Source organism: Micromonospora sp. NPDC049891 (assembly GCF_040660295.1).
GTDB lineage: Bacteria > Actinomycetota > Actinomycetes > Mycobacteriales > Micromonosporaceae > Micromonospora.
The window spans coordinates 169792-187906 of sequence record NZ_JBFAML010000009.1; the positions used below are offsets into that span (position 1 = coordinate 169792).

The 18115-nt window shown below is 70.8% G+C and carries 19 protein-coding genes; 10 read left to right on the top strand and 9 right to left on the bottom strand.

Annotated features, from left to right (window positions below):
- Positions 1-69 precede the first annotated feature (69 nt).
- The 6 genes from rfbB to AB0I71_RS14580 are packed head-to-tail and all read left to right on the top strand — an operon-like array spanning position 70 to position 5364.
- Positions 70-1068, top strand: coding sequence for a dTDP-glucose 4,6-dehydratase (gene rfbB / locus AB0I71_RS14555; RefSeq protein WP_357584608.1), 999 nt, complete (start codon positions 70-72; stop codon positions 1066-1068).
- Positions 1065-1949 (top strand): dTDP-4-dehydrorhamnose reductase, encoded by an 885-nt coding sequence (gene rfbD / locus AB0I71_RS14560; RefSeq protein WP_357584611.1) that lies wholly within the window; start codon positions 1065-1067, stop codon positions 1947-1949. Before rfbB ends, rfbD begins: the two co-directional genes overlap by 4 nt.
- Positions 1946-2344 carry a DUF2304 domain-containing protein gene (locus AB0I71_RS14565; protein ID WP_357584613.1) on the top strand — a complete coding sequence of 133 codons (399 nt, stop codon included), beginning with the start codon at positions 1946-1948 and terminating at the stop codon, positions 2342-2344. The genes rfbD and AB0I71_RS14565 overlap by 4 nt, the downstream gene beginning before the upstream one ends.
- Positions 2337-3038: a glycosyltransferase family 2 protein gene (locus AB0I71_RS14570; protein WP_357584615.1), complete on the top strand. Its 702-nt coding sequence runs from the start codon at positions 2337-2339 to the stop codon at positions 3036-3038. The genes AB0I71_RS14565 and AB0I71_RS14570 overlap by 8 nt, the downstream gene beginning before the upstream one ends.
- A complete protein-coding gene (locus AB0I71_RS14575) occupies positions 3035-4339 on the top strand; it encodes a polysaccharide biosynthesis protein (protein WP_357584617.1) in 1305 nt (434 codons plus the stop codon). Before AB0I71_RS14570 ends, AB0I71_RS14575 begins: the two co-directional genes overlap by 4 nt.
- Positions 4336-5364 (top strand): glycosyltransferase family 2 protein, encoded by a 1029-nt coding sequence (locus AB0I71_RS14580; protein WP_357584619.1) that lies wholly within the window; start codon positions 4336-4338, stop codon positions 5362-5364. The genes AB0I71_RS14575 and AB0I71_RS14580 overlap by 4 nt, the downstream gene beginning before the upstream one ends.
- Before the next feature lie 82 nt (positions 5365-5446).
- Here AB0I71_RS14580 and prcA read toward each other — a convergent pair whose 3' ends face one another.
- The 6 genes from prcA to arc form a co-directional block, all read right to left on the bottom strand.
- Entirely contained in the window at positions 5447-6280 is an 834-nt protein-coding gene (gene prcA, locus AB0I71_RS14585; RefSeq protein ID WP_357584621.1) for a proteasome subunit alpha, read from the bottom strand.
- Positions 6281-6342: 62 nt separating this feature from the next.
- A complete protein-coding gene (prcB, locus tag AB0I71_RS14590) occupies positions 6343-7182 on the bottom strand; it encodes a proteasome subunit beta (protein ID WP_357584623.1) in 840 nt (279 codons plus the stop codon).
- On the bottom strand, positions 7101-7580 hold the full coding sequence (locus AB0I71_RS14595; protein ID WP_357584625.1) for an endonuclease VII domain-containing protein: 480 nt from the start codon (positions 7578-7580) through the stop codon (positions 7101-7103). Before AB0I71_RS14595 ends, prcB begins: the two co-directional genes overlap by 82 nt.
- Before the next feature lie 197 nt (positions 7581-7777).
- A complete protein-coding gene (locus AB0I71_RS14600) occupies positions 7778-7993 on the bottom strand; it encodes a ubiquitin-like protein Pup (RefSeq protein WP_013734319.1) in 216 nt (71 codons plus the stop codon).
- 118 nt (positions 7994-8111) lie between these two features.
- Complete coding sequence (dop, locus tag AB0I71_RS14605) at positions 8112-9629, bottom strand: depupylase/deamidase Dop (RefSeq protein ID WP_357584628.1); 1518 nt, start codon at positions 9627-9629, stop codon at positions 8112-8114.
- 189 nt (positions 9630-9818) lie between these two features.
- The gene (gene arc / locus AB0I71_RS14610; protein ID WP_357584630.1) at positions 9819-11600 is read right to left on the bottom strand and encodes a proteasome ATPase; all 1782 of its coding nucleotides are present in this window, start codon (positions 11598-11600) and stop codon (positions 9819-9821) included.
- A gap of 178 nt (positions 11601-11778) precedes the next feature.
- On the opposite strand from arc, the gene AB0I71_RS14615 reads away from it, so the two are divergent.
- On the top strand, positions 11779-12072 hold the full coding sequence (locus AB0I71_RS14615) for a ferredoxin (RefSeq protein WP_099851377.1): 294 nt from the start codon (positions 11779-11781) through the stop codon (positions 12070-12072).
- 60 nt (positions 12073-12132) lie between these two features.
- On the opposite strand, the gene AB0I71_RS14620 is transcribed toward AB0I71_RS14615, so the two are convergent.
- The 3 genes from AB0I71_RS14620 to AB0I71_RS14630 all read right to left on the bottom strand — a co-directional run bounded on the left by AB0I71_RS14620 (position 12133) and on the right by AB0I71_RS14630 (position 14984).
- Positions 12133-12705, bottom strand: coding sequence for a hypothetical protein (locus tag AB0I71_RS14620; protein WP_357584632.1), 573 nt, complete (start codon positions 12703-12705; stop codon positions 12133-12135).
- A 96-nt stretch (positions 12706-12801) separates the two neighbouring features.
- Positions 12802-13824 carry a tRNA (adenine-N1)-methyltransferase gene (locus AB0I71_RS14625; RefSeq protein ID WP_357584634.1) on the bottom strand — a complete coding sequence of 341 codons (1023 nt, stop codon included), beginning with the start codon at positions 13822-13824 and terminating at the stop codon, positions 12802-12804.
- Positions 13821-14984 carry a M50 family metallopeptidase gene (locus tag AB0I71_RS14630; RefSeq protein ID WP_357584636.1) on the bottom strand — a complete coding sequence of 388 codons (1164 nt, stop codon included), beginning with the start codon at positions 14982-14984 and terminating at the stop codon, positions 13821-13823. The genes AB0I71_RS14625 and AB0I71_RS14630 overlap by 4 nt, the downstream gene beginning before the upstream one ends.
- 83 nt (positions 14985-15067) lie before the next feature.
- On the opposite strand from AB0I71_RS14630, the gene AB0I71_RS14635 reads away from it, so the two are divergent.
- The 3 genes from AB0I71_RS14635 (at position 15068) to AB0I71_RS14645 (ending at position 17985) form a co-directional block, all read left to right on the top strand.
- A complete protein-coding gene (locus tag AB0I71_RS14635; RefSeq protein WP_357584638.1) occupies positions 15068-15982 on the top strand; it encodes a PD-(D/E)XK nuclease family protein in 915 nt (304 codons plus the stop codon).
- Positions 15983-16061: 79 nt separating this feature from the next.
- Positions 16062-17258: a sensor histidine kinase gene (locus AB0I71_RS14640; protein ID WP_357584640.1), complete on the top strand. Its 1197-nt coding sequence runs from the start codon at positions 16062-16064 to the stop codon at positions 17256-17258.
- A 40-nt stretch (positions 17259-17298) separates the two neighbouring features.
- Complete coding sequence (locus AB0I71_RS14645; RefSeq protein ID WP_357584642.1) at positions 17299-17985, top strand: response regulator transcription factor; 687 nt, start codon at positions 17299-17301, stop codon at positions 17983-17985.
- Positions 17986-18115: the final 130 nt, after the last annotated feature.

Here is an 18115-nt window from a genome sequence, read left to right on the forward strand (position 1 = left end):
GCAACCGGACGAGCGGCCGCGCCTCGCCTGCGCTGCGGAAGTGGCCGTTTCGCGTAGACTTCCGGACCCGTGAGGATTCTGGTCACCGGCGGCGCCGGCTTCATCGGTTCGGAATACGTCCGGACGCTGCTCGGCGTTCCCGGCGGCAGTGCGGCGGGCGTACCGGCCCTGAACCCGGCCCAGGTCACAGTGCTCGACGCCCTCACCTACTCCGGCAACCTGGCCAATCTCGCGCCGGTGGCCGACGACCCCCGGCTGCGGTTCGTGCAGGGTGACATCCGTCACCCCGATGTGGTCGACCAGGCTGTCGCGGGGCATGACGTGGTCGTGCACTTCGCCGCCGAGTCCCACGTCGACCGTTCCATCGCCGGCGCCGCACCCTTCGTCACCACGAACGTGCTCGGTACCCAGAACCTGCTCGACGCCGCGCTACGCCACGGCGTCGACCGCTTCGTGCACGTCTCCACCGACGAGGTCTACGGCTCCATCGCCGAAGGCTCCTGGACCGAGGACTGGCCGCTGGCCCCCAACTCTCCCTACTCGGCGTCGAAGGCCGGCTCCGACCTGCTGGCCCTGGCCTACCACCGCACCCACGGCCTCGACGTGGTGGTGACCCGCTGCTCCAACAACTACGGCCCGTACCAGTACCCGGAAAAGGTCGTCCCGCTGTTCGTCACGAACCTCCTCGATGGACACACCGTCCCGCTCTACGGCGACGGCGGCAACGTACGCGACTGGCTGCACGTGCACGACCACTGCCGCGGCATCGCCCTCGTCCAGGACAAGGGTCGGGCCGGCGAGATCTACCACATCGGCGGCGGCACCGAACTGACGAACAAGGAACTGACCGGCCGGCTCCTCGACGCCTGCGACGCCGACTGGGACCGCGTGACGCCGGTCACCGACCGCAAGGGACACGACCGCCGCTACTCCCTCGACATCACCAAAATCAGCAACGAGCTCGGATACGCCCCCAGCATCAGCCTCGACACCGGTCTGGCCGACACGGTCCGCTGGTACCGGAACAACCGCGCCTGGTGGGAACCGCTGAAGGCGGCGACCGAATGAGATTCCTGGTGACCGGAGCCGGCGGGATGCTCGGACGCGACCTGGTCGACGTCCTCAGCGCCCGGCCGGAACACCAGGTCACCCCCGCCACCCGCACCGAACTGGACATCACCGACGCCGCCGCCGTGCACGCCGCCGTCGACGGCCACGACGTGGTGATCAACACCGCCGCCTGGACCGACGTCGACGGCGCCGAGGCGCACGAGTCAGCCGCCACCGCCGTCAACGGCGACGCCGTCGTCCACCTCGCCACCGCCTGCGCCACCCACGGCGCCCGCCTGCTGCAGCTGTCCACCGACTACGTCTTCGACGGCACCGCCACCACCCCCTACCCGGAGGACGCGCCGACCGCCCCGCTCAACGCGTACGGGCGGGGCAAGCTCATCGGGGAACAGGCCGTTACCCGGCTGCTGCCCGACACCGGATACGTGGTGCGCACCGCGTGGCTCCACGGCGCCCACGGCCGCAACTTCGTCACCACGATGCTCGACCTGGCCGACCGGCGCGACACCCTCGACGTCGTCGACGACCAGCGGGGCCAGCCAACCTGGTCCCACGCCCTGGCCCGCCACCTGGTCATGCTCGCCGAGGCCGCCCACGCCGGACACGCCGCGCCCGGGATCTACCACGGCACCTGCTCCGGCGAGACCACCTGGTACGGCCTGGCCCGTGCGGTCTTCGCCCGACACGGGCTCGACCCGGACCGGATCCGACCCACCACCAGCGACCGGTTCATGCGACCCGCCCCGAGGCCGACGTACAGTGTGCTAGGGCACGGCCGGTGGGCCGAGGCCGGACTGCCGCCCCTGCCGGACTGGCACGCCGCCCTGGTTGACGCGTTCGCCCCCGCCGCTCCACCCTCCCCGTGGAAGGTCGTATGAAGCTCACCCTGGTCACCGGCCTGACCGGTCTGGTCCTGCTGGCCACGATCGTCGAGCTGCTGCGCCGCCGGCAACTGCGCGAAAAGTACGGCATGCTCTGGCTCGGCCTGCTGTTCGTGGTGATCCCGCTGTCGCTGTTCCCCCGGCTGCTCGACGGCGTCGCGGACCTGCTCGGCGTCGCCTCCGGAGTCAGTCTGGTGCTCTTCCTCGGCATCGTCTTCCTGCTGCTGGTCTGCATCCACCTCAGCTGGGAGGTCAGCGCGCTGGAGGAGGAAACCCGCACCCTCGCCGAGGAGTTCGCCCTGCTCCGCGCCGAAGTCGAAGCCGACCGGGCGGAACGGGCGGAGTGGGCCCGGCACCCGGACCGAGCGGAAATGGTGTCCCGCGATGGTTAACGGCAAACGACTCCTGATCATCATCCCGGCGCTCAACGAAGCCGCCTCCATCGGCGACGTCGTCGGCGAGATCCGCGGCGAACTGCCCGGGGTTGACGTGCTCGTCGTTGACGACGGCTCCACCGACCACACCGCCGCCGTCGCCGCCGCCGCCGGTGCCCGCGTCGCCCGACTGCCGTACAACCTCGGCGTCGGTGGCGCCATGCGGCTCGGCTACCGCTACGCCCACGAGCACGACTACGACGTCGCGGTGCAGGTCGACGCCGACGGGCAGCACGACCCCCGGTACGTGCCGAAGCTTGTCGACCTGCTCGACGACTACGACCTGGTCATCGGGGCCCGGTTCGCCGGCGAGGGCGACTACACCGTACGCGGCCCCCGCCGCTGGGCGATGGGCATGCTGTCGCTGGTGCTGTCCGGCCTGGCCGGCGCCACGCTCACCGACACCACCTCCGGCTTCCGGGCCGCCAACCGACGGATGATCGAGATGTTCGCCCGCTGGTACCCCGCCGAGTACCTCGGCGACACCGTCGAGACGCTTGTGCACGCCGCCCGCCGCGGCTACCGGATCCAGCAGGTCCCGGTCGCCATGCGCCGCCGGATGGCCGGCACTCCCAGCCACTCCCCCGCCAAGGCGATGATCTACCTGGGCCGGGCTCTGGCCGTCCTCACCCTCGCCCTCATCCGCCGGTGACCCGCCGCCTGCTCCGCCTCGTCCCACCCGGCACCCTTCCCGTCGGCATCGGCCTGGCCGTGGTCGGACTCGCCTCGTACGTCCACCTCGCCCTGGCCGGACACAACCTCGCCGCCGCCGACTACTCCTCGCTGTCGGTGCTCTGGTCCGTGGTGTTCACCCTCGGCATCGGCGTGTTCTTCCCCGTCGAGCAGGAAGTCGCCCGCCTCGTCGCGGCCCGCCGCACCCGCAGGCTGCCACCCGGGCCGGTACTGGCCCGCGGCGCCGCGATCGCCGCCGTCGTGCTCGGCCTGCTCCTGCTGCTCACCATCGGCACCGCCGACATCCTCACCGAACGGCTCTTCGACGGCGACCCCGCGATGGTGCCCGCCCTCGGAGGCGCGCTTGCCGCACTGGCCGTGGCACACACCACCCGCGGGGTGCTCTCCGGCCTGCGCCGCTTCGGCTGGTACGGCACCCAGCTCGGCCTCGACGGCGGACTGCGCATCGGCCTGGTCGCCGCCCTCGCCGTCACCGGCGTCGACTCCCCCGTGGCCTACGCGCTGGTGCTGGTGGTCGCGCCGCTGACCGCCGTCGCGCTGACCGCCGCACCTGTCGTCCGCACGATCAGCCGAGGACCCACCGTCCCCTGGCGGCCCCTGCTGCGCGGACTCACCCTGCTCACCGTCTCCAGCCTGCTCGCCCAGGTGGTGGTCAACGTCGGTGTGATCAACGTACGGCTGCTCGACCCGACCGACGTCGCCACCGCCGGCGCGCTGCTCTCCGCGCTGGTGCTGGTCCGCATACCCCTGTTCGTCTTCGGCTCCATGCAGGCCGCGCTGCTGCCCGGCCTGTCCACCGCCGCCGCCACCGGCGACGAGCCAGCCTTCCGCGCCCTGCTACACCGGTCCCTCGCCGTCGTCACCGCCCTCGGGGCCCTCGGCGGCATCCTCGCCGCCCTGTTCGGCCCGTGGCTCGTGCGGGCCCTCTTCGACACCCCCGACGTCCTCGGTCACGGCGACTTCGCCTGGCTCTCCGTGGCCACCCTGGCGTACCTGTGGGCGATGGTGCTCGGTCAGGCACTGCTGGCCCGCGACCGGCACCACGCCCAGGCCCTGGCCTGGACCGTCGGCGTGGCCGCGCTGGTCGTCGCGACCCTGCCACCGCTGCCCGTCGCGCTACGCGTCGAACTCGGCTACACCGTCGGTTCCGTGGTGGCCGCCGCCGTCATGGTCACCCTGCTGCGCCGCCACCGCAGGCCCCCGCCCGCCCCGACGGTCGCGGCCCCGATACCCGCCACCACCAGCGGAGGAACCCCGTGAGACCGCCCCGCGTCACCGCCGTGATGCTCGCCTACGGTGCCGAGCCCTGGCTTGTCGACGCCGCCCGTGCCGTGCTGGCCAGTACCGACCTCGACATCGACCTGGTCGTGGTCGACAACGGCTGCACCGGCGACGGCATCGACGTGGTCAAGGGCCTGCCCGGCGTACGGGTCCTCCGGCCGGAAGCGAACACCGGCTACTCCGGTGGCTGCAACATCGGTGCCGCCGAGGCCACCGGCGACTGGCTGGCCTTCGTCAACTCCGACGCCATCGTGACCCCCGACGCCCTCGCCAAGGTCGTCGCGGTGGCCGCCGAACCGGGCGTCGGCGCCGCGATGGCCTCCATCCGGCTCGCCCACGACCCCGATCTGATCAACACCTCGGGCAACCCGCTGCACTTCACCGGCCTGTCCTGGGCCGGCGGCAACGGCGAGCCGGCAAGCGCGCACGCTCGACGCACAGTGGTGCCGTCGCTGAGCGGTTGCTGCTTCGTCATCAGCCGCCACCGCTGGGCGGACCTCGACGGCTTTCCCGACGAGTACTTCGCCTACCACGAGGACACCGAACTCAGCCTGCGGCTGTGGCAACGCGGCCTGCGGCTGGAGTACGTGCCCGACGCCGTGGTCCTGCACCACTACGAGTTCTCCCGCAACGACCTCAAGCTCTACCTGGTCGAACGCAACCGAATGCTCACCCTGCTCACCGCGTACCAGGGCCGGACCCTGGCGCTGCTGGCACCGATGCTGCTGCTCACCGAGGCCGCCATGCTCGCCGCCGCGCTGGCCGGCGGCTGGGGACGCCAGAAGACCCGTGGCTGGGCCTGGCTGTGGCGTCACCGGGACTGGATCCGGACCCGTCGACGACGCCTGCAGGCCGAGCGGACCGTCGGCGACGGCACCCTCGCCGACCTGATGACCGCCCGCGTCGCCCCGTCCAACGTGGCCGCACCACCCGGGATGGGCGTCTTCAACTCGGTCGCCGCAGCCTGGTGGGCAGTCGTGCGGCCGCTGCTCGCCCGCCGCTGACCGCACCGGAGAACAAAGCGGCGCCCCAGCCGGCCGAAACCGCTCGGGCGCCGCCACTGCCCGGCCGCGGCCGGGCAGAAACTCAGCTACCGGACTTCTCGCCCGGCTTGTCCTCCAGGTCCGCCGAGCCGGCCGAAGTGGTCGGCTTGTGCCCCTCCTCCGTCGGCGTGCTCGGGGTCTGCGCCCGGTCACCCTCCGCCGCCGACTCGCCGGCCGCGTCGCCGTCCAACAGCGCGGTCAACGCGGCCCCGGTGATCCGCCGGAACGTCCGGCCCACCCGGTTGCGGTCCAGAACCGCGACCTCCAACTGGTTGGCGGCGATCGTGCGGGCGGCACCACCCTCGCCACCGACACTGCCCAGCGCCTGCACCGCCACCTTCACCGCCTCGCCGAGCGACATGTCCGGCCGGTGGTTCGACTTCAACACCCCGGAGATCGCCTCGGCCTGACCACCCATCGCCATCCGACCCGGCTCGTCGGTCACCGAACCGTCGTAGGTGTTCCGGTAGAGGGAGTCGTCCTCGGGGGTGGCACCCACCTCGGCCACACAGATCTCCACCTCGAACGGCTTCGACTGCTCGGTGAAGATGGCGCCGAGGATCTGCGCGTACGAGTTGGCCAGGGCCAGGCCGGTCACGTCACGGCGGTCGTAGCTCAGACCGTTCAGGTCGGCCATCCGGACACCCGCCCGACGCAGGTTCTCGAACTCGTTGTACCGGCCCACCGCGGCGAACCCGATCCGGTCGTAGATCTCACTGACCTTGTGCAGAGCGCTGGAAAGGTTCTCGGCAACGAAGAGCACCCCACCGGCGTAGCTCAGGACCACCGCGCTACGCCCCCGGGCGATGCCCTTGCGGGCCAACTCGGAACGGTCGCGCATGATCTGTTCGGGCGAGGCGTAGAACTGCATGGCCACGGCGGCGGCTCTCCTTCGGGCGCGGTACTCGGGGAAACGGGGATCAGCTGCGGGCGGGCGGCTCAGCCACCCGGATTCTCCATCCGGCCGGCGACCACGCTCTCCGCGATCGCCGAGGTCTCCACGTCGGTCAACCGGTGGGTACCCTCCGCCGTCGCGGTCATCACCACCGGGTAGATCCGCCGCGTCAGGTCGGGACCGCCGGTCGCGGTGTCGTCGTCGGCGGCGTCGTAGAGCGCCTCCACCGCCAACCGCACCGCGTCCTCGACGGACAGCCCGGTCCGGTACCGCTTCTTCAGCGCCGACTTGGCGAACAGCGAACCCGAGCCGATCGCGTCGTAGCCAGTCTCCTCGTACGGCCCGCCGGTCACGTCGAAACTGAAGATCCGCCCGGCCCGTGCCGGATCGCTTGCCGCCAGGTCGAACCCGGCGAAGAGCGGAATCACCGCCAGCCCCTGCATCGCCGCACCCAGGTTGCCGCGGATCATCGAGGCGAGGCGGTTCGCCTTGCCGTCGAGCGAGAGCATCACGCCCTCGATCTTCTCGTAGTGCTCCAGCTCCACCTGGAACAGCCGCATCAACTCGATGCCGACGCCGGCGGTACCGGCGATGCCCACCAGCGAGTACGCGTCGGCGGGGTGCACCTTCTCGATGTCCCGCTGGGCGATCAGGTTGCCCATGGTGGCCCGCCGGTCACCGGCCATCACGACACCACCGGCGGCAGCGATGGCCACGATCGTGGTGGCGTGCGGGGCCAGATCGGCGGCCATGCCCGGGGGCAGCGCCCGTCGGCCCGGCAGCATCTCGGGGGCCGCCTTGCTCAGGAATGCCGTGAAGGAGGACGTCCCCGCGTTGGTGAACACATCTGGAAGACGCCCGGATGGATCAAAACCCGCTGCCACGTGGTTCCTCTCAGGTACGTGATGGCCCTGGCCAGCCTCGTCGGACTGTCACGGAACTGGCCAAGACCACCGTTGCAGTTGAAGCAGAGTATCCCGCGCACCCACCCGGTGCGATGATCGTGGTCCACATGTTCCGGATCGGGGTCACCACAGACCGCGCAGACACCGCCCTGCTCGGCAAGCATCTCGTCGAACTCCTGCTGCCCGATGCCGTACCGCCGCCGCAGGTGGTACTCGCGGTTGCCGCCGTACAGCCGCTGAGCGGTTTCCCTGCCCCGTGCGTTATGGCAAGGCTTGCAGTAACTGTGCCGGCCGCTGGCCTTCCGCGTGGTGCTCGGAAACTCGCCCAACGGCTTGATCTGCTCGCAGTCCGGGCACCACTTCAGACCCTGGCCCACCGGAGTCGCCGACCTCCGTGCAGGGGCGATGCCACGCTTGCGACGGCTGGCCTCCGAGCGGGCTGTCGCACACACCTTGCAGTAGTAGGCACGCCCGTCCGCCCGGCGGCTGTTGCGGTGGAACTCGGTGAGGGGCAGCGTTCGTTGGCACTGTGGACACATCTTGTCCGACCCGGCGGACGAATCGGACATATGCCTCATTGACCCCCTTTCTGGACATAACCTCTCACGAATTCTTCGGCGTTCTCCTCGAGGACGGAGTCGATCTCGTCGAGCAGGTCGTCGACGTCCTCGGTGATCTCGGCGTGCCGCTCGGCGACCTCCGGGTTCGCCTCGACGGTGACGTCCTCGACCTCTTCGCCCTGACGGGACTTGCCCGACTGCGACTGACCGCCGCTGTCACGAGTGGCCATCGTTGCCTCCTCCACGATCTCCCTGCGATGAACTTACCTCGCGGGAGCGACGAATCGTCCCCCGCGCGCCGGTACCGGCGCGCGGGGGACGAACAGCTGGCGGACGTGGACCGGTGGGTCAGCCGCCGGTCAGGGTCTCCAGCAGATCCTTGGCGCTGGCACAACGGTCGAACAACTCTCCGACGTGCCGCCGGGTGCCACGTTCCGGTTCCATCATCGGCACCCGCACCAGCGACTCCCGGCCGACGTCGAAGATCACCGAGTCCCAGCTGGCGGCGACCACTTCGGAGGCGTACTGGGCCAGGCAGCGGCCCCGGAAGTAGGCGCGGGTGTCCTCGGGCGGCTCGGTCATCGCCGTGCGGCTCTCCTCGTCGGTGAGCAGGGTCCGCATCGACCCACGGGAGACCAGCCGGTGGTAGAGGCCCTTCTCCGGGCGTACGTCGGAGTACTGCAGGTCGACCAGTTGGAGCTTGTGCGAGCCCCAGCCGAGCTTCTCCCGCTCCCGGTAGCCCTCCAGCAGTCGCAGCTTCGCAACCCAGTCCAGTTCGTCGGCGCAGAGCATCACGTCGCGCCCCAGCCGGTCGAGCACGTTCTCCCACCGGTCCAGCACGTCGGCGGTCTGCTCGTCGACGTCGTTGCCGTAGCGGTCGTCGACGAAGGCGCGCACCCGCTCCAGGTAGGCCCACTGCACGTCCATGGCGGTCAGCCGGCGTCCGTCGCGCAGCCGCATCAGGTGTGACAGCGACGGGTCGTGGCTGACCGCGCGCAGTTCGCCGACCGGGTCGGCGATGCCGAGGTCGGGGCCGAGTGCCTTCTCCTCGATCATCGTGAGGATCAGCGCGGTGGTGCCCACCTTGAGGTATGTGGAGATCTCCGAGAGGTTCGCGTCGCCGATGATGACGTGCAGGCGGCGGTACTTGTCCGCGTCGGCGTGCGGTTCGTCGCGGGTGTTGATGATCGGCCGCTTGAGGGTGGTCTCCAGGCCGACCTCGACCTCGAAGAAGTCGGCTCGCTGGGAGATCTGGAAGCCGCTCTGGCCGCCGTCCTGGCCGATACCGACGCGGCCGGCGCCACAGACGATCTGTCGGGTCACGAAGAACGGCGTCAGGTACGCCACGATGTCGGCGAACGGCGTCTGCCGGCGCATGAGGTAGTTCTCGTGCGCGCCGTAGCTGGCGCCCTTGTTGTCGGTGTTGTTCTTGTAGAGGTGGATCGGTGCCGTGCCGGGGATCGTGGCGGCCCGCCGTGCCGCCTCCGCCATCACCCGCTCTCCCGCCTTGTCCCAGCGGACGACGTCGCGGGGGTTCGTCACCTCGGGGGTGGAGTACTCCGGGTGCGCGTGGTCGACGTAGAGCCGCGCCCCGTTGGTCAGGATCACGTTGGCCAGGCCGAGGTCCTCGTCGGCGAGCGCTTCGGCCGGGTCGTAGGCCGCGCCGGAGTAGGTGAAGCCGCGGGCGTCCCGCAGCGGTGACTCCTCCTCGTAGTCCCACCGGGCCCGGCCGCCACGGTTCAGCTCCGGTCGGGCGCCGTAGGCGTTCACCACCTGCGACGAGGTGACCATCGGGTTGGCGCCGGCCTGGCCGGGCACGGAGATGCCGTACTCGACCTCGGTGCCCATGATTCGTCTAACGCTCATCGACCTACCCGCTTCGTTTGCCCGACCGGTCCCCGTCATGTCGAGCGTAGTCGCCACTTCGCCAACCGGGGGCGTGGCGGTGGGGCGGGTCCGCACCCGGACCGAGGTGGCGAGCCTGGCGCGTCGCGGTCCCGGCGTACGACGGAGCCCGCGACGCATGGCGTCGCGGGCCCCGGTGGCGCGTTCCGGTCAGAGGTACTGACCGGTGTTGCTGGCGGTCTCGATGGAGCGCCCGGCCTCGGCGCCCTTGCCGCCGGAGACGAGCGTGCGGATGTAGACGATCCGCTCGCCCTTCTTGCCGGAGATGCGGGCCCAGTCGTCCGGGTTTGTGGTGTTGGGCAGGTCCTCGTTCTCGCGGAACTCGTCGACGCAGGCGTCGAGCAGGTGCTGCAGGCGCAGCCCCTTGCGACCGGAGGTGAGGAACTCCTTGATGGCCATCTTCTTGCCCCGGTCGACGATGTTCTGGATCATCGCGCCGGAGTTGAAGTCCTTGAAGTACAGGACTTCCTTGTCACCGTTGGCGTAGGTGACCTCCAGGAAGCGGTTCTCCTCGGTCTCCGAGTACATCCGCAGCACCACCGCATCGATCATCGCGGCGACGGTGGCCTGGGGGTCGCTGCCGTGTTCGGCCAGGTCGTCGGCGTGCAGCGGCAGGCCGGGGAGGATGTACTTGGAGAAGATGTCCTTGGCCGCCTCGGCGTCGGGACGCTCGATCTTGATTTTCACGTCGAGGCGTCCCGGGCGCAGGATCGCCGGGTCGATCATGTCTTCCCGGTTGGAGGCGCCGATGACAATGACGTTCTCCAGCCCTTCGACGCCATCGATCTCGCTGAGCAGCTGCGGCACGATGGTGTTCTCCACGTCGGAGGAGACACCGGAGCCGCGGGTGCGGAAGACCGAGTCCATCTCGTCGAAGAAGACGATGACCGGAGTGCCTTCGCCGGCCTTCTCCCGGGCACGCTGGAAGATCAGCCGGATGTGCCGCTCGGTCTCGCCGACGTACTTGTTGAGCAGCTCGGGGCCCTTGATGTTGAGGAAGAAGCTGGTGTGCCTCTCCTTACCCTGCCGCTCGGCGATCTTCTTGGCCAGGGAGTTGGCGACCGCCTTGGCGATGAGCGTCTTACCGCAGCCCGGGGGGCCGTAGAGCAGGATGCCCTTCGGCGGGCGCAGCTGGTGCTCCCGGAACAGGTCGGCGTGCAGGAACGGCAGCTCCACCGCGTCGCGGATCTGCTCGATCTGGGAGTGCAGGCCGCCGATGTCGCTGTAGTCGACGTCCGGCACCTCCTCCAGCACGAGTTCCTCGACCTCGCTCTTGGGAATGCGCTCGTACGCGTACGCCGAGCGGGGTTCGATCATGAGCGAGTCGCCGGCCCGGATCGCACTGCCGATCAGGGTTTCGGCCAGGTGCACGATGCGTTCCTCGTCGGAGTGCGAGACCACGAGCGCCCGGTCACCCGGCGCGCCTTCGGGACCCGCGAGGATCTCCTTGAGCATGACCACCTCGCCGACCCGCTCGTAGCCGAACGCGTCGACGATGTTGAGCGCATCGTTGAGCAGGACCTCCTGGCCGCGCTGCAGGTCGCCGACGTCGAGCGAGGGCGAGACCGCTACGCGCAGTTTGCGTCCGCCGGTGAAGACGTCAACCGTGCCGTCGTCGTGTCGGGCCAGGAAGACGCCGTAGCCACTTGGGGGTTGAGCGAGCCGGTCGATCTCCTCCTTGAGCGTCACGATCTGCGCGCGAGCTTCCTTGAGGGTGCTCACGAGCCGTTCGTTGTTCTCGGTCAGCCGCGCCAACTGCGCCTGGGTGGCGGCCAGCCGCTCTTCGAGCTGCCGGACGTGTCGGGGGCTCTCGGTCAACTTGCGCCGCACCAGAGCGAGTTCCTCTTGAAGGAACGCGACCTGCGTGGAGAGATCGTGGGCCTCCTTCTCCCACCGTGCGGCGCGCGAGTCCGCGTCGTCGCTGCGTGCCACGTCCCACCTCCCCGGGGGGCTTGAACGTTCTGACCTAACACTAGCCGCTATGAGCCCGATTCGGTCCTCCGCAACGCGCCCGTCACCGAAGCTTGATCGCCAAGGGTGGGTCGACGGGCGGGTACGGGCATTCGGGTACCGTCGAGGGGTGGGACGGGAGAACATGGGGGGTGCACCGGTGGCCGAGGTCGCGACCGACCAACTGCAGGTCTGGGTCGACCAGGATCTGTGCACGGGCGACGGGCTGTGCGTGCAGTACGCGCCGGAGGTCTTCGAGTTCGACGTCGACGGGTTGGCGTACGTCAAGGGCCCGGACGGTGAGCTGGTGCAGGCACCGGGCGGTCGGGTGGACGTGCCGGAGCATCTTCGCCTCGAGGTGATCGACTCGGCGAAGGAGTGCCCGGGCGAGTGCATTCACGTCGTACGCGGCAGCGACGGCGTCGAGGTCGCCGGCCCGGAGGCCGACGACTGACCCGGATGCCCGGCTGATCCCGGGATCACCTGCCCGGGCGACAGCGGACGGGATCGGCCGTCACAGCAGCGGCCGACCGACCACCGAGGCGACAAGCCTGGCGAACTCCTCCAACCGGGCGATCTGCCCGGCGCCACCGTCGTCGAGGGTCTTGCCGAAGCGCAGCGCGTCGTGGCGCGGACCGCCAGCGTTCTCCTCGCTCGGCGGTGACTCGTCCAGCGAGGTGAGCAGCAGGTAGACGTCGATGCTGTCGACCCGGATCTCGCCGTTGTCGTGGCGGAACAGCCGGCGCCGGCAGCCGACCTCGGTGACCGAGGAGACCGGTACCACCCGCAGCGAGGAGGTCATCGAGCCCGGCGGCCCCTCCCCCGGTGGCACGTCCTCGCCGTGCCAGAGCACCAGGCGGCTGCCGTCGCAGACGACGACCTCCTGCCACACGCCGTTCACCTCGTTGACGAAGCGTTCCAGGGTGAAGCCGAGCACCGACGCCCCGCGCAGGACGCCGCCGAGCGCCTCCAGGGCGACGTCGGGGTCGCGCAGGTAGGCCCGCGCCGCCGATTCGAGATCGGTGTAGGGCGACCAGTCGGGAAAGACCGCCGGCAGGTCACCACCACCGAAACCGGGACGGCTCATGCCGGCCCTCCGCTGCGCTGCGGGCCGGCATGAGGCACGAGGGCGCCGAGTTGATGATTCGCTCGCTGACGCTCACTCATCGGATCACCTCCGCCGTCACGACCTGTCCGTCTCCTGCGTCACGTCGGGTGGTGTCTGCTCGGTCGGCGCCTCGTGCGACACCACTGTCGCCTGCCGGGCCGCCTCCGCCTCGCGTAGCGCCTGGCGGCGTTGCGCGTACGCCTCGGTGCCCTTGCTGGGCTTGCGACGCCGTGGCGGTGCGGTGACTCCGGGGGCGAGCTTACGCGCGGAGACGAGGAACGCGGTGTGGGCGATCATCCGGTGGTCGGGGCGGACCGCCAGCCCTTCGGCGTGCCAGTCCCGGACCAGCGATTCCCAGGCCCGCGGCTCGGTCCAGCCGCCCCGCTCGCGCAGTGCCTCGACCAGCTCGGACAGCTGCGGCGTGGTGGCCACGTAGCCGATGAACACGCCGCCGGGCAGCAGCGCGCGTTCGACCATGTCGAGGTTCTCCCAGGGGGTCAGCATGTCCAGGATGATCCGGTCGAAACCGGTCTCGGTGCACTCGGCGACGTCGCCGACGTGCAGGTGCCAGGCCGGGTGCGGGGCGTGGAAGAACGACTCGACGTTGCGGCGGGCGATCTGGGCGAAGTCGTCGCGCAGTTCGTAGGAGTGCAGTTCACCGGAGGTGCCCACGGCGCGCAGCAGCGAGCAGCTCAGCGCTCCGGAGCCGGCGCCGGCCTCGAGTACCTTGGCGCCGGGGAAGATGTCACCCATGGCGACGATCTGAGCGGCGTCCTTGGGGTAGATCACCTGGGCGCCGCGGGGCATGGAGAGCACGTAGTCCGACAGCAGCGGGCGCAGGGCCAGGAACGCGGTGCCGCCACCGGAGGTGGTCACGACGCTGCCGTCGGGCAGGCCGATCAGCGTGTCGTGCGCCAGGATGCCGCGGTGGGTGTGGAACTCCTTGCCCGGCTCCAGGGTCACCGTGTGCATCCGCCCCTTGGGGTCGGTGAGCTGCACCCGGTCACCGGGTTGGAACGGCCCACGCCGCACGGCGGGCGGCTCCACCTTCTCCTCGGGGAGGTCGCTGGCCGGGTGGGCGGAGTGGGTGACGGTCACGTGTTCATCTTCCGGTGAGGTTCGAGCAGTTGAGCCAGATCCGCGATGTGCAGAACGCCGACCACATCTTCGCCTGCGGTCACGACGTACTGTGCGCCCGGGTGGGCCTGCACGGTCTCCAGCACCCGTTCTCCGTCCGTGGCCACCGGGATGGCCGGCAGGTCGGCGAGGGTACGGGCGACCGCGTCCACAGCCAGCCAGGGCCGGCGGGATTCCGGCACCGCCGCGGCGGCGGCCGGGTCGACCAGGGCCACCGGCCGGCCGGCGGAGTCGGTCACCAGCAACGCGGCCGCCTGCTGCGGCTCGGTGGCCGGGTGCGCCTGCGCGGCGCGACGCTGCGCCTCGGCCAGCGGGGTGCCGGTGGGCACGGTGTGCACCGGGCGGGCCAGGGTGGCCAGGTCGACGAGCGGAAGCCGCCGACCGATGCGGGACATCCGGATCGACTGTCCGGCGCCGTGCCAGAGGGTGAGGGCGACAAGTGCCGTCAACGGCAACGCCAGCAGGCTCAGCACGTCGATCGCGTAGAGCGCCGCCACCAGCAGTGCGGTGCCGACGGCCAGGACCCGTCCGGCCCACCCGGCCACCTCGGTGGCCCGGTGCCGGTCCCGGGTCAGCGCCCAGACCACCGCGCGCAACGCCCGCCCACCGTCCAGCGGCAACCCGGGCAGGATGTTGAACACCGCGACGATGACGTTGCTCGCCGCGAGCTGGAAGGCGAGCTGGTCGGCCACGGTGCGGTCGGGCAGGGCCAACGTCGCGGCGACGGCGGCCGCACCGAGCACGGCGGAGACGGCCGGACCGGCCAGCGACACCAGCAGGTCCACCCGCGGGGAGGGGGCGTCGCGGTCCATCTCGGTGTACCCACCGAGCAGTTCCAGGGTGATTCCCCGCACGCCGATGCCGAAGCGGCGGGCGGTGAGAGCGTGGCCGAGTTCGTGGGCCAGCACCGAGCCGAGCAGCGCGAGGACGAACCCGGCGCCGACGAGGTAGCCGCCGAGTGGGGACAGTTGCAGCCGTTGGCCGGCAAGTTCGCCGTAGAGGACCGTGATCAGGAGGGCGAGCAGCAGGATCGAGGCGTTCAGGTACAGCGGCACTCCGAGGATCCGGCCCACCCGCATGCCGGGGCGCCGGCCGGCCCGTGGTCGCCTGCGCTGTTCCATCGGGCTGATGCTACGCGGCGGGAGATCACGTACCGGAACGGCGGCGGTCGGCCTGTCATACCGGTGGCCTAACCTTCCGGGGCATGACGGCGGATCCGGTGATCACTCAGCAGGCCCCGACCCCGATGGAGGTGCCGGCGACGGTGCGGGCCTCGCTGTCACCGTCGCGGGCGGCGGATTTCAAGACCTGCCCGCTGCTCTACCGGTTCCGCAGCATCGACCGGCTGCCTGAGCGGCCCACCGTGGAGCAGGCTCGGGGCACGCTCGTGCACGCGGTGCTGGAGCGGTTGTTCGACCTGCCGCCGGCCGCCCGCACCCCGGAGGCCGCCGGTGATCTCGTGGCCGGTCAGTGGGACCGTCTGGTCACCGAGCAGCCGGAATTGTCCGGCCTCTTCGCCGACGACGACCCGGCCGCCGTGGCGGAGTTCCTCCGCTCGGCCTCGGCGCTGCTGGTGGGGTATTTCGCGGTGGAGGATCCGCGCCGGTTGGAACCGGCGGAGCGGGAGAGTCTGATCTCCGCCGTGGTCGACGACGAGCTGCTGATCCGCGGCTACCTCGACCGGCTCGACGTGGCTCCGGACGGCGCGCTGCGGGTGGTGGACTACAAGACCGGCGGTGCCCCGCGGGAGGCGTTCGAGGCGCGGGCCCTGTTCCAGCTGAAGTTCTACGCGTTGGTGCTGTGGCGTACCCGTGGTGTGGTGCCGCGGGTGCTGCGCCTGCTCTACCTCAAGGACGCCGAGGTGTGTGACTACGCTCCGGACGCGGAGGAGCTGGTGCGCTTCGAGCGGACGGTGGTGGCGTTGTGGCGGGCCATCGAGCAGGCCACCGCCGCCCGGGATTTCCGGCCCCGGCCGAGCCGGCTGTGTGACTGGTGCAGCCATCAGGCCCACTGCCCCAGCTACGGTGGCACTCCGCCGCCCTTCCCGGAGCCGGCGGCGACGCCCGATCCGCTGCGTGACGCCCGGTCCTCCCCGGTGCCACCCGGCGCCGACGAGTAGCCGCTCTCCTTCCCTGGGATGAGGGACGAGTCAGCACACAAGACGATCTTTCGGCGGCGGAGGCGGCTAGCGTCGTGGCGTGGGTAACGCGCTGAGGGAGTGGCTGCGTCGCAATCCGCTGGCCGGTGACGCGCTGCTGGCCGCCGGCCTGATCCTGGGGGAGGTCGTGTTCACCCTGCTCACCCCCCGGGAGTTCTGGCCACGGCCACTGCCTGCGGCGCTGGGGTGGAGTGTGTTGTGCGCGATGCCGGTCGTGCTGCGCCGGGTGGCGCCGTGGCCGGCGCTGGTGGCCGCGTTGGCGACGCTGCTGCTGCCCGTCGTCATGGAGGTGGCGCCGACCACGCAGAGCCTCACCTTCGTGGTGCTCACCTACACGATGGCCGCCTACCGTCCGGTGCGTCCGGCGCTGGTGGCGGCGGTGGGGCTGTGGCTCCCGGTGGCCGTCGTGAACACGCTGGTGCCGCCGGAGGGCATTCCGCAGGTCAGTTCGGCGTTCCTGATCGCGAACAACATCCTGGTGGGGATCGTGTCGTTCTCGGTGGGCCGGACGGTGCACGCGCGGCGCTCCTCCACCGAGGCGCTGCGGGAACGGGCCCGGGTCGCCGAGGCGAACCAGCGGGCGCTGGCCGAGCAGGCGGTCGCGGACGAGCGGCGACGGATCGCCCGGGAGCTGCACGACGTGGTGGCCCACCATGTCAGCGTGATGGGGGTGTTGGCGACCGGGGTGCGGCGGGTGCTGCGCCGCGACCCGGACGCCGCCGACGAGGCGATGGCCACCATCGAGGAGACCAGCCGGGCGACCCTGCGGGAGCTGCGTCGGCTGCTCGACGTGCTGCGTACCGAGGCCGAGCCGGCGGCGGAGCTGGCCCCGCAGCCGGGCATCGCCGGCATCGAGGCGCTCACCGATCAGGTCCGGGAGGCCGGGTTGCCGGTGACGTTGACGGTGGCCGGTACGCCGGGGCAGTTGGAGGAGGGGGTGGCGTTGACCGTGTACCGGATCGTGCAGGAGGCGCTGACCAACGCTCTCAAGCACGCCGGGACGGCCACCGCGCAGGTGCGTGTCGGTTTCGGTGGCGACGCGGTGGAGGTCGAGGTCACCGACACCGGTCGCGGGCCGTCACCGGACACCGATCGGGTCGGGCACGGCCTGGTCGGGATGCGGGAACGGGTCGGCCTCTACGGTGGGATCCTGCGCATCGGCGCGCGGACCGGCGGCGGCTACCGGGTGTACGCCCGGATTCCGGTCGAGCCCCTGCCGGACGCGAGCCGGCGGTGAGGTGGGCCTGGTGAGCGGTGCAGCCGACAGGGAGGACCAGATGGTCGATTCGACGGGCCGGGCCCGGCCGGTGCGGATTCTGCTCGCCGACGACCAGCCGCTGCTGCGTACCGGCTTCCGGATGGTCCTCGGCGCGGAGGCCGACCTGGACATCGTGGCGGAGGCGGGCGACGGGGTGGAGGCGGTGGAGCTGTCCCGTCGGTTGTTGCCGGACGTGGTGCTGATGGACATCCGGATGCCCCGGATGGACGGGGTGAGCGCCACCCGGGCGATCGTGGACGCCCGGCTGCCGGTACGGGTTCTCATCCTGACCACCTTCGATCTGGACGAGTACGTGGTGGGGGCGCTGCGAGCCGGGGCGAGCGGCTTTCTGGCCAAGGACGTGCCGGCGGAGGATCTGGTCACCGCGATCCACACGGTGGCCGCGGGTGACGCGGTGGTGGCGCCGCGGATCCTGCGTCGACTGCTGGACCGTTTCGCCGACGTGCTGCCGGACCCGACCGCGACGCCGCCGAAGGCGCTGGGCGCGCTCACCGAGCGGGAGCGCGAGGTGCTCGTGCAGGTCGCCCGTGGGTTGTCGAACGCGGAGATCGCCCGGGCGCTGTCGGTGAGCGAGACCACCATCAAGACGCACGTCGGGCATGTGTTGACCAAGCTCGGGCTGCGCGACCGGGTGCAGGCCGTGGTGTTGGCGTACGAATCAGGTCTGGTCCGACCTGGGGCGTAACGCGAGCGTTGCATCCGTCACCTACCGTGACGACCTGCGGTGGAATTCGGTTGACCCTCACGCGACGGCAACGTCCAGGATGACCGTGACCACCGGCTGCCCATGGCAGACAGCTGCCGGAGTCGGGGAC

Excerpts from the sequence above, each read along its gene's own strand:
- rfbD (WP_357584611.1), top strand. The coding sequence starts at position 1,065 with ATGAGATTCCTGGTGACCGGAGCCGGCGGGATGCTCGGACGCGACCTG.
- AB0I71_RS14645 (WP_357584642.1), top strand. The coding sequence starts at position 17,299 with ATGGTCGATTCGACGGGCCGGGCCCGGCCGGTGCGGATTCTGCTCGCC.
- AB0I71_RS14565 (WP_357584613.1), top strand. The coding sequence starts at position 1,946 with ATGAAGCTCACCCTGGTCACCGGCCTGACCGGTCTGGTCCTGCTGGCC.
- AB0I71_RS14620 (WP_357584632.1), bottom strand. The coding sequence starts at position 12,705 with ATGAGCCGTCCCGGTTTCGGTGGTGGTGACCTGCCGGCGGTCTTTCCC.
- AB0I71_RS14630 (WP_357584636.1), bottom strand. The coding sequence starts at position 14,984 with ATGGAACAGCGCAGGCGACCACGGGCCGGCCGGCGCCCCGGCATGCGG.
- AB0I71_RS14570 (WP_357584615.1), top strand. The coding sequence starts at position 2,337 with ATGGTTAACGGCAAACGACTCCTGATCATCATCCCGGCGCTCAACGAA.
- AB0I71_RS14635 (WP_357584638.1), top strand. The coding sequence starts at position 15,068 with ATGACGGCGGATCCGGTGATCACTCAGCAGGCCCCGACCCCGATGGAG.
- AB0I71_RS14600 (WP_013734319.1), bottom strand. The coding sequence starts at position 7,993 with ATGGCCACTCGTGACAGCGGCGGTCAGTCGCAGTCGGGCAAGTCCCGT.
- dop (WP_357584628.1), bottom strand. The coding sequence starts at position 9,629 with ATGAGCGTTAGACGAATCATGGGCACCGAGGTCGAGTACGGCATCTCC.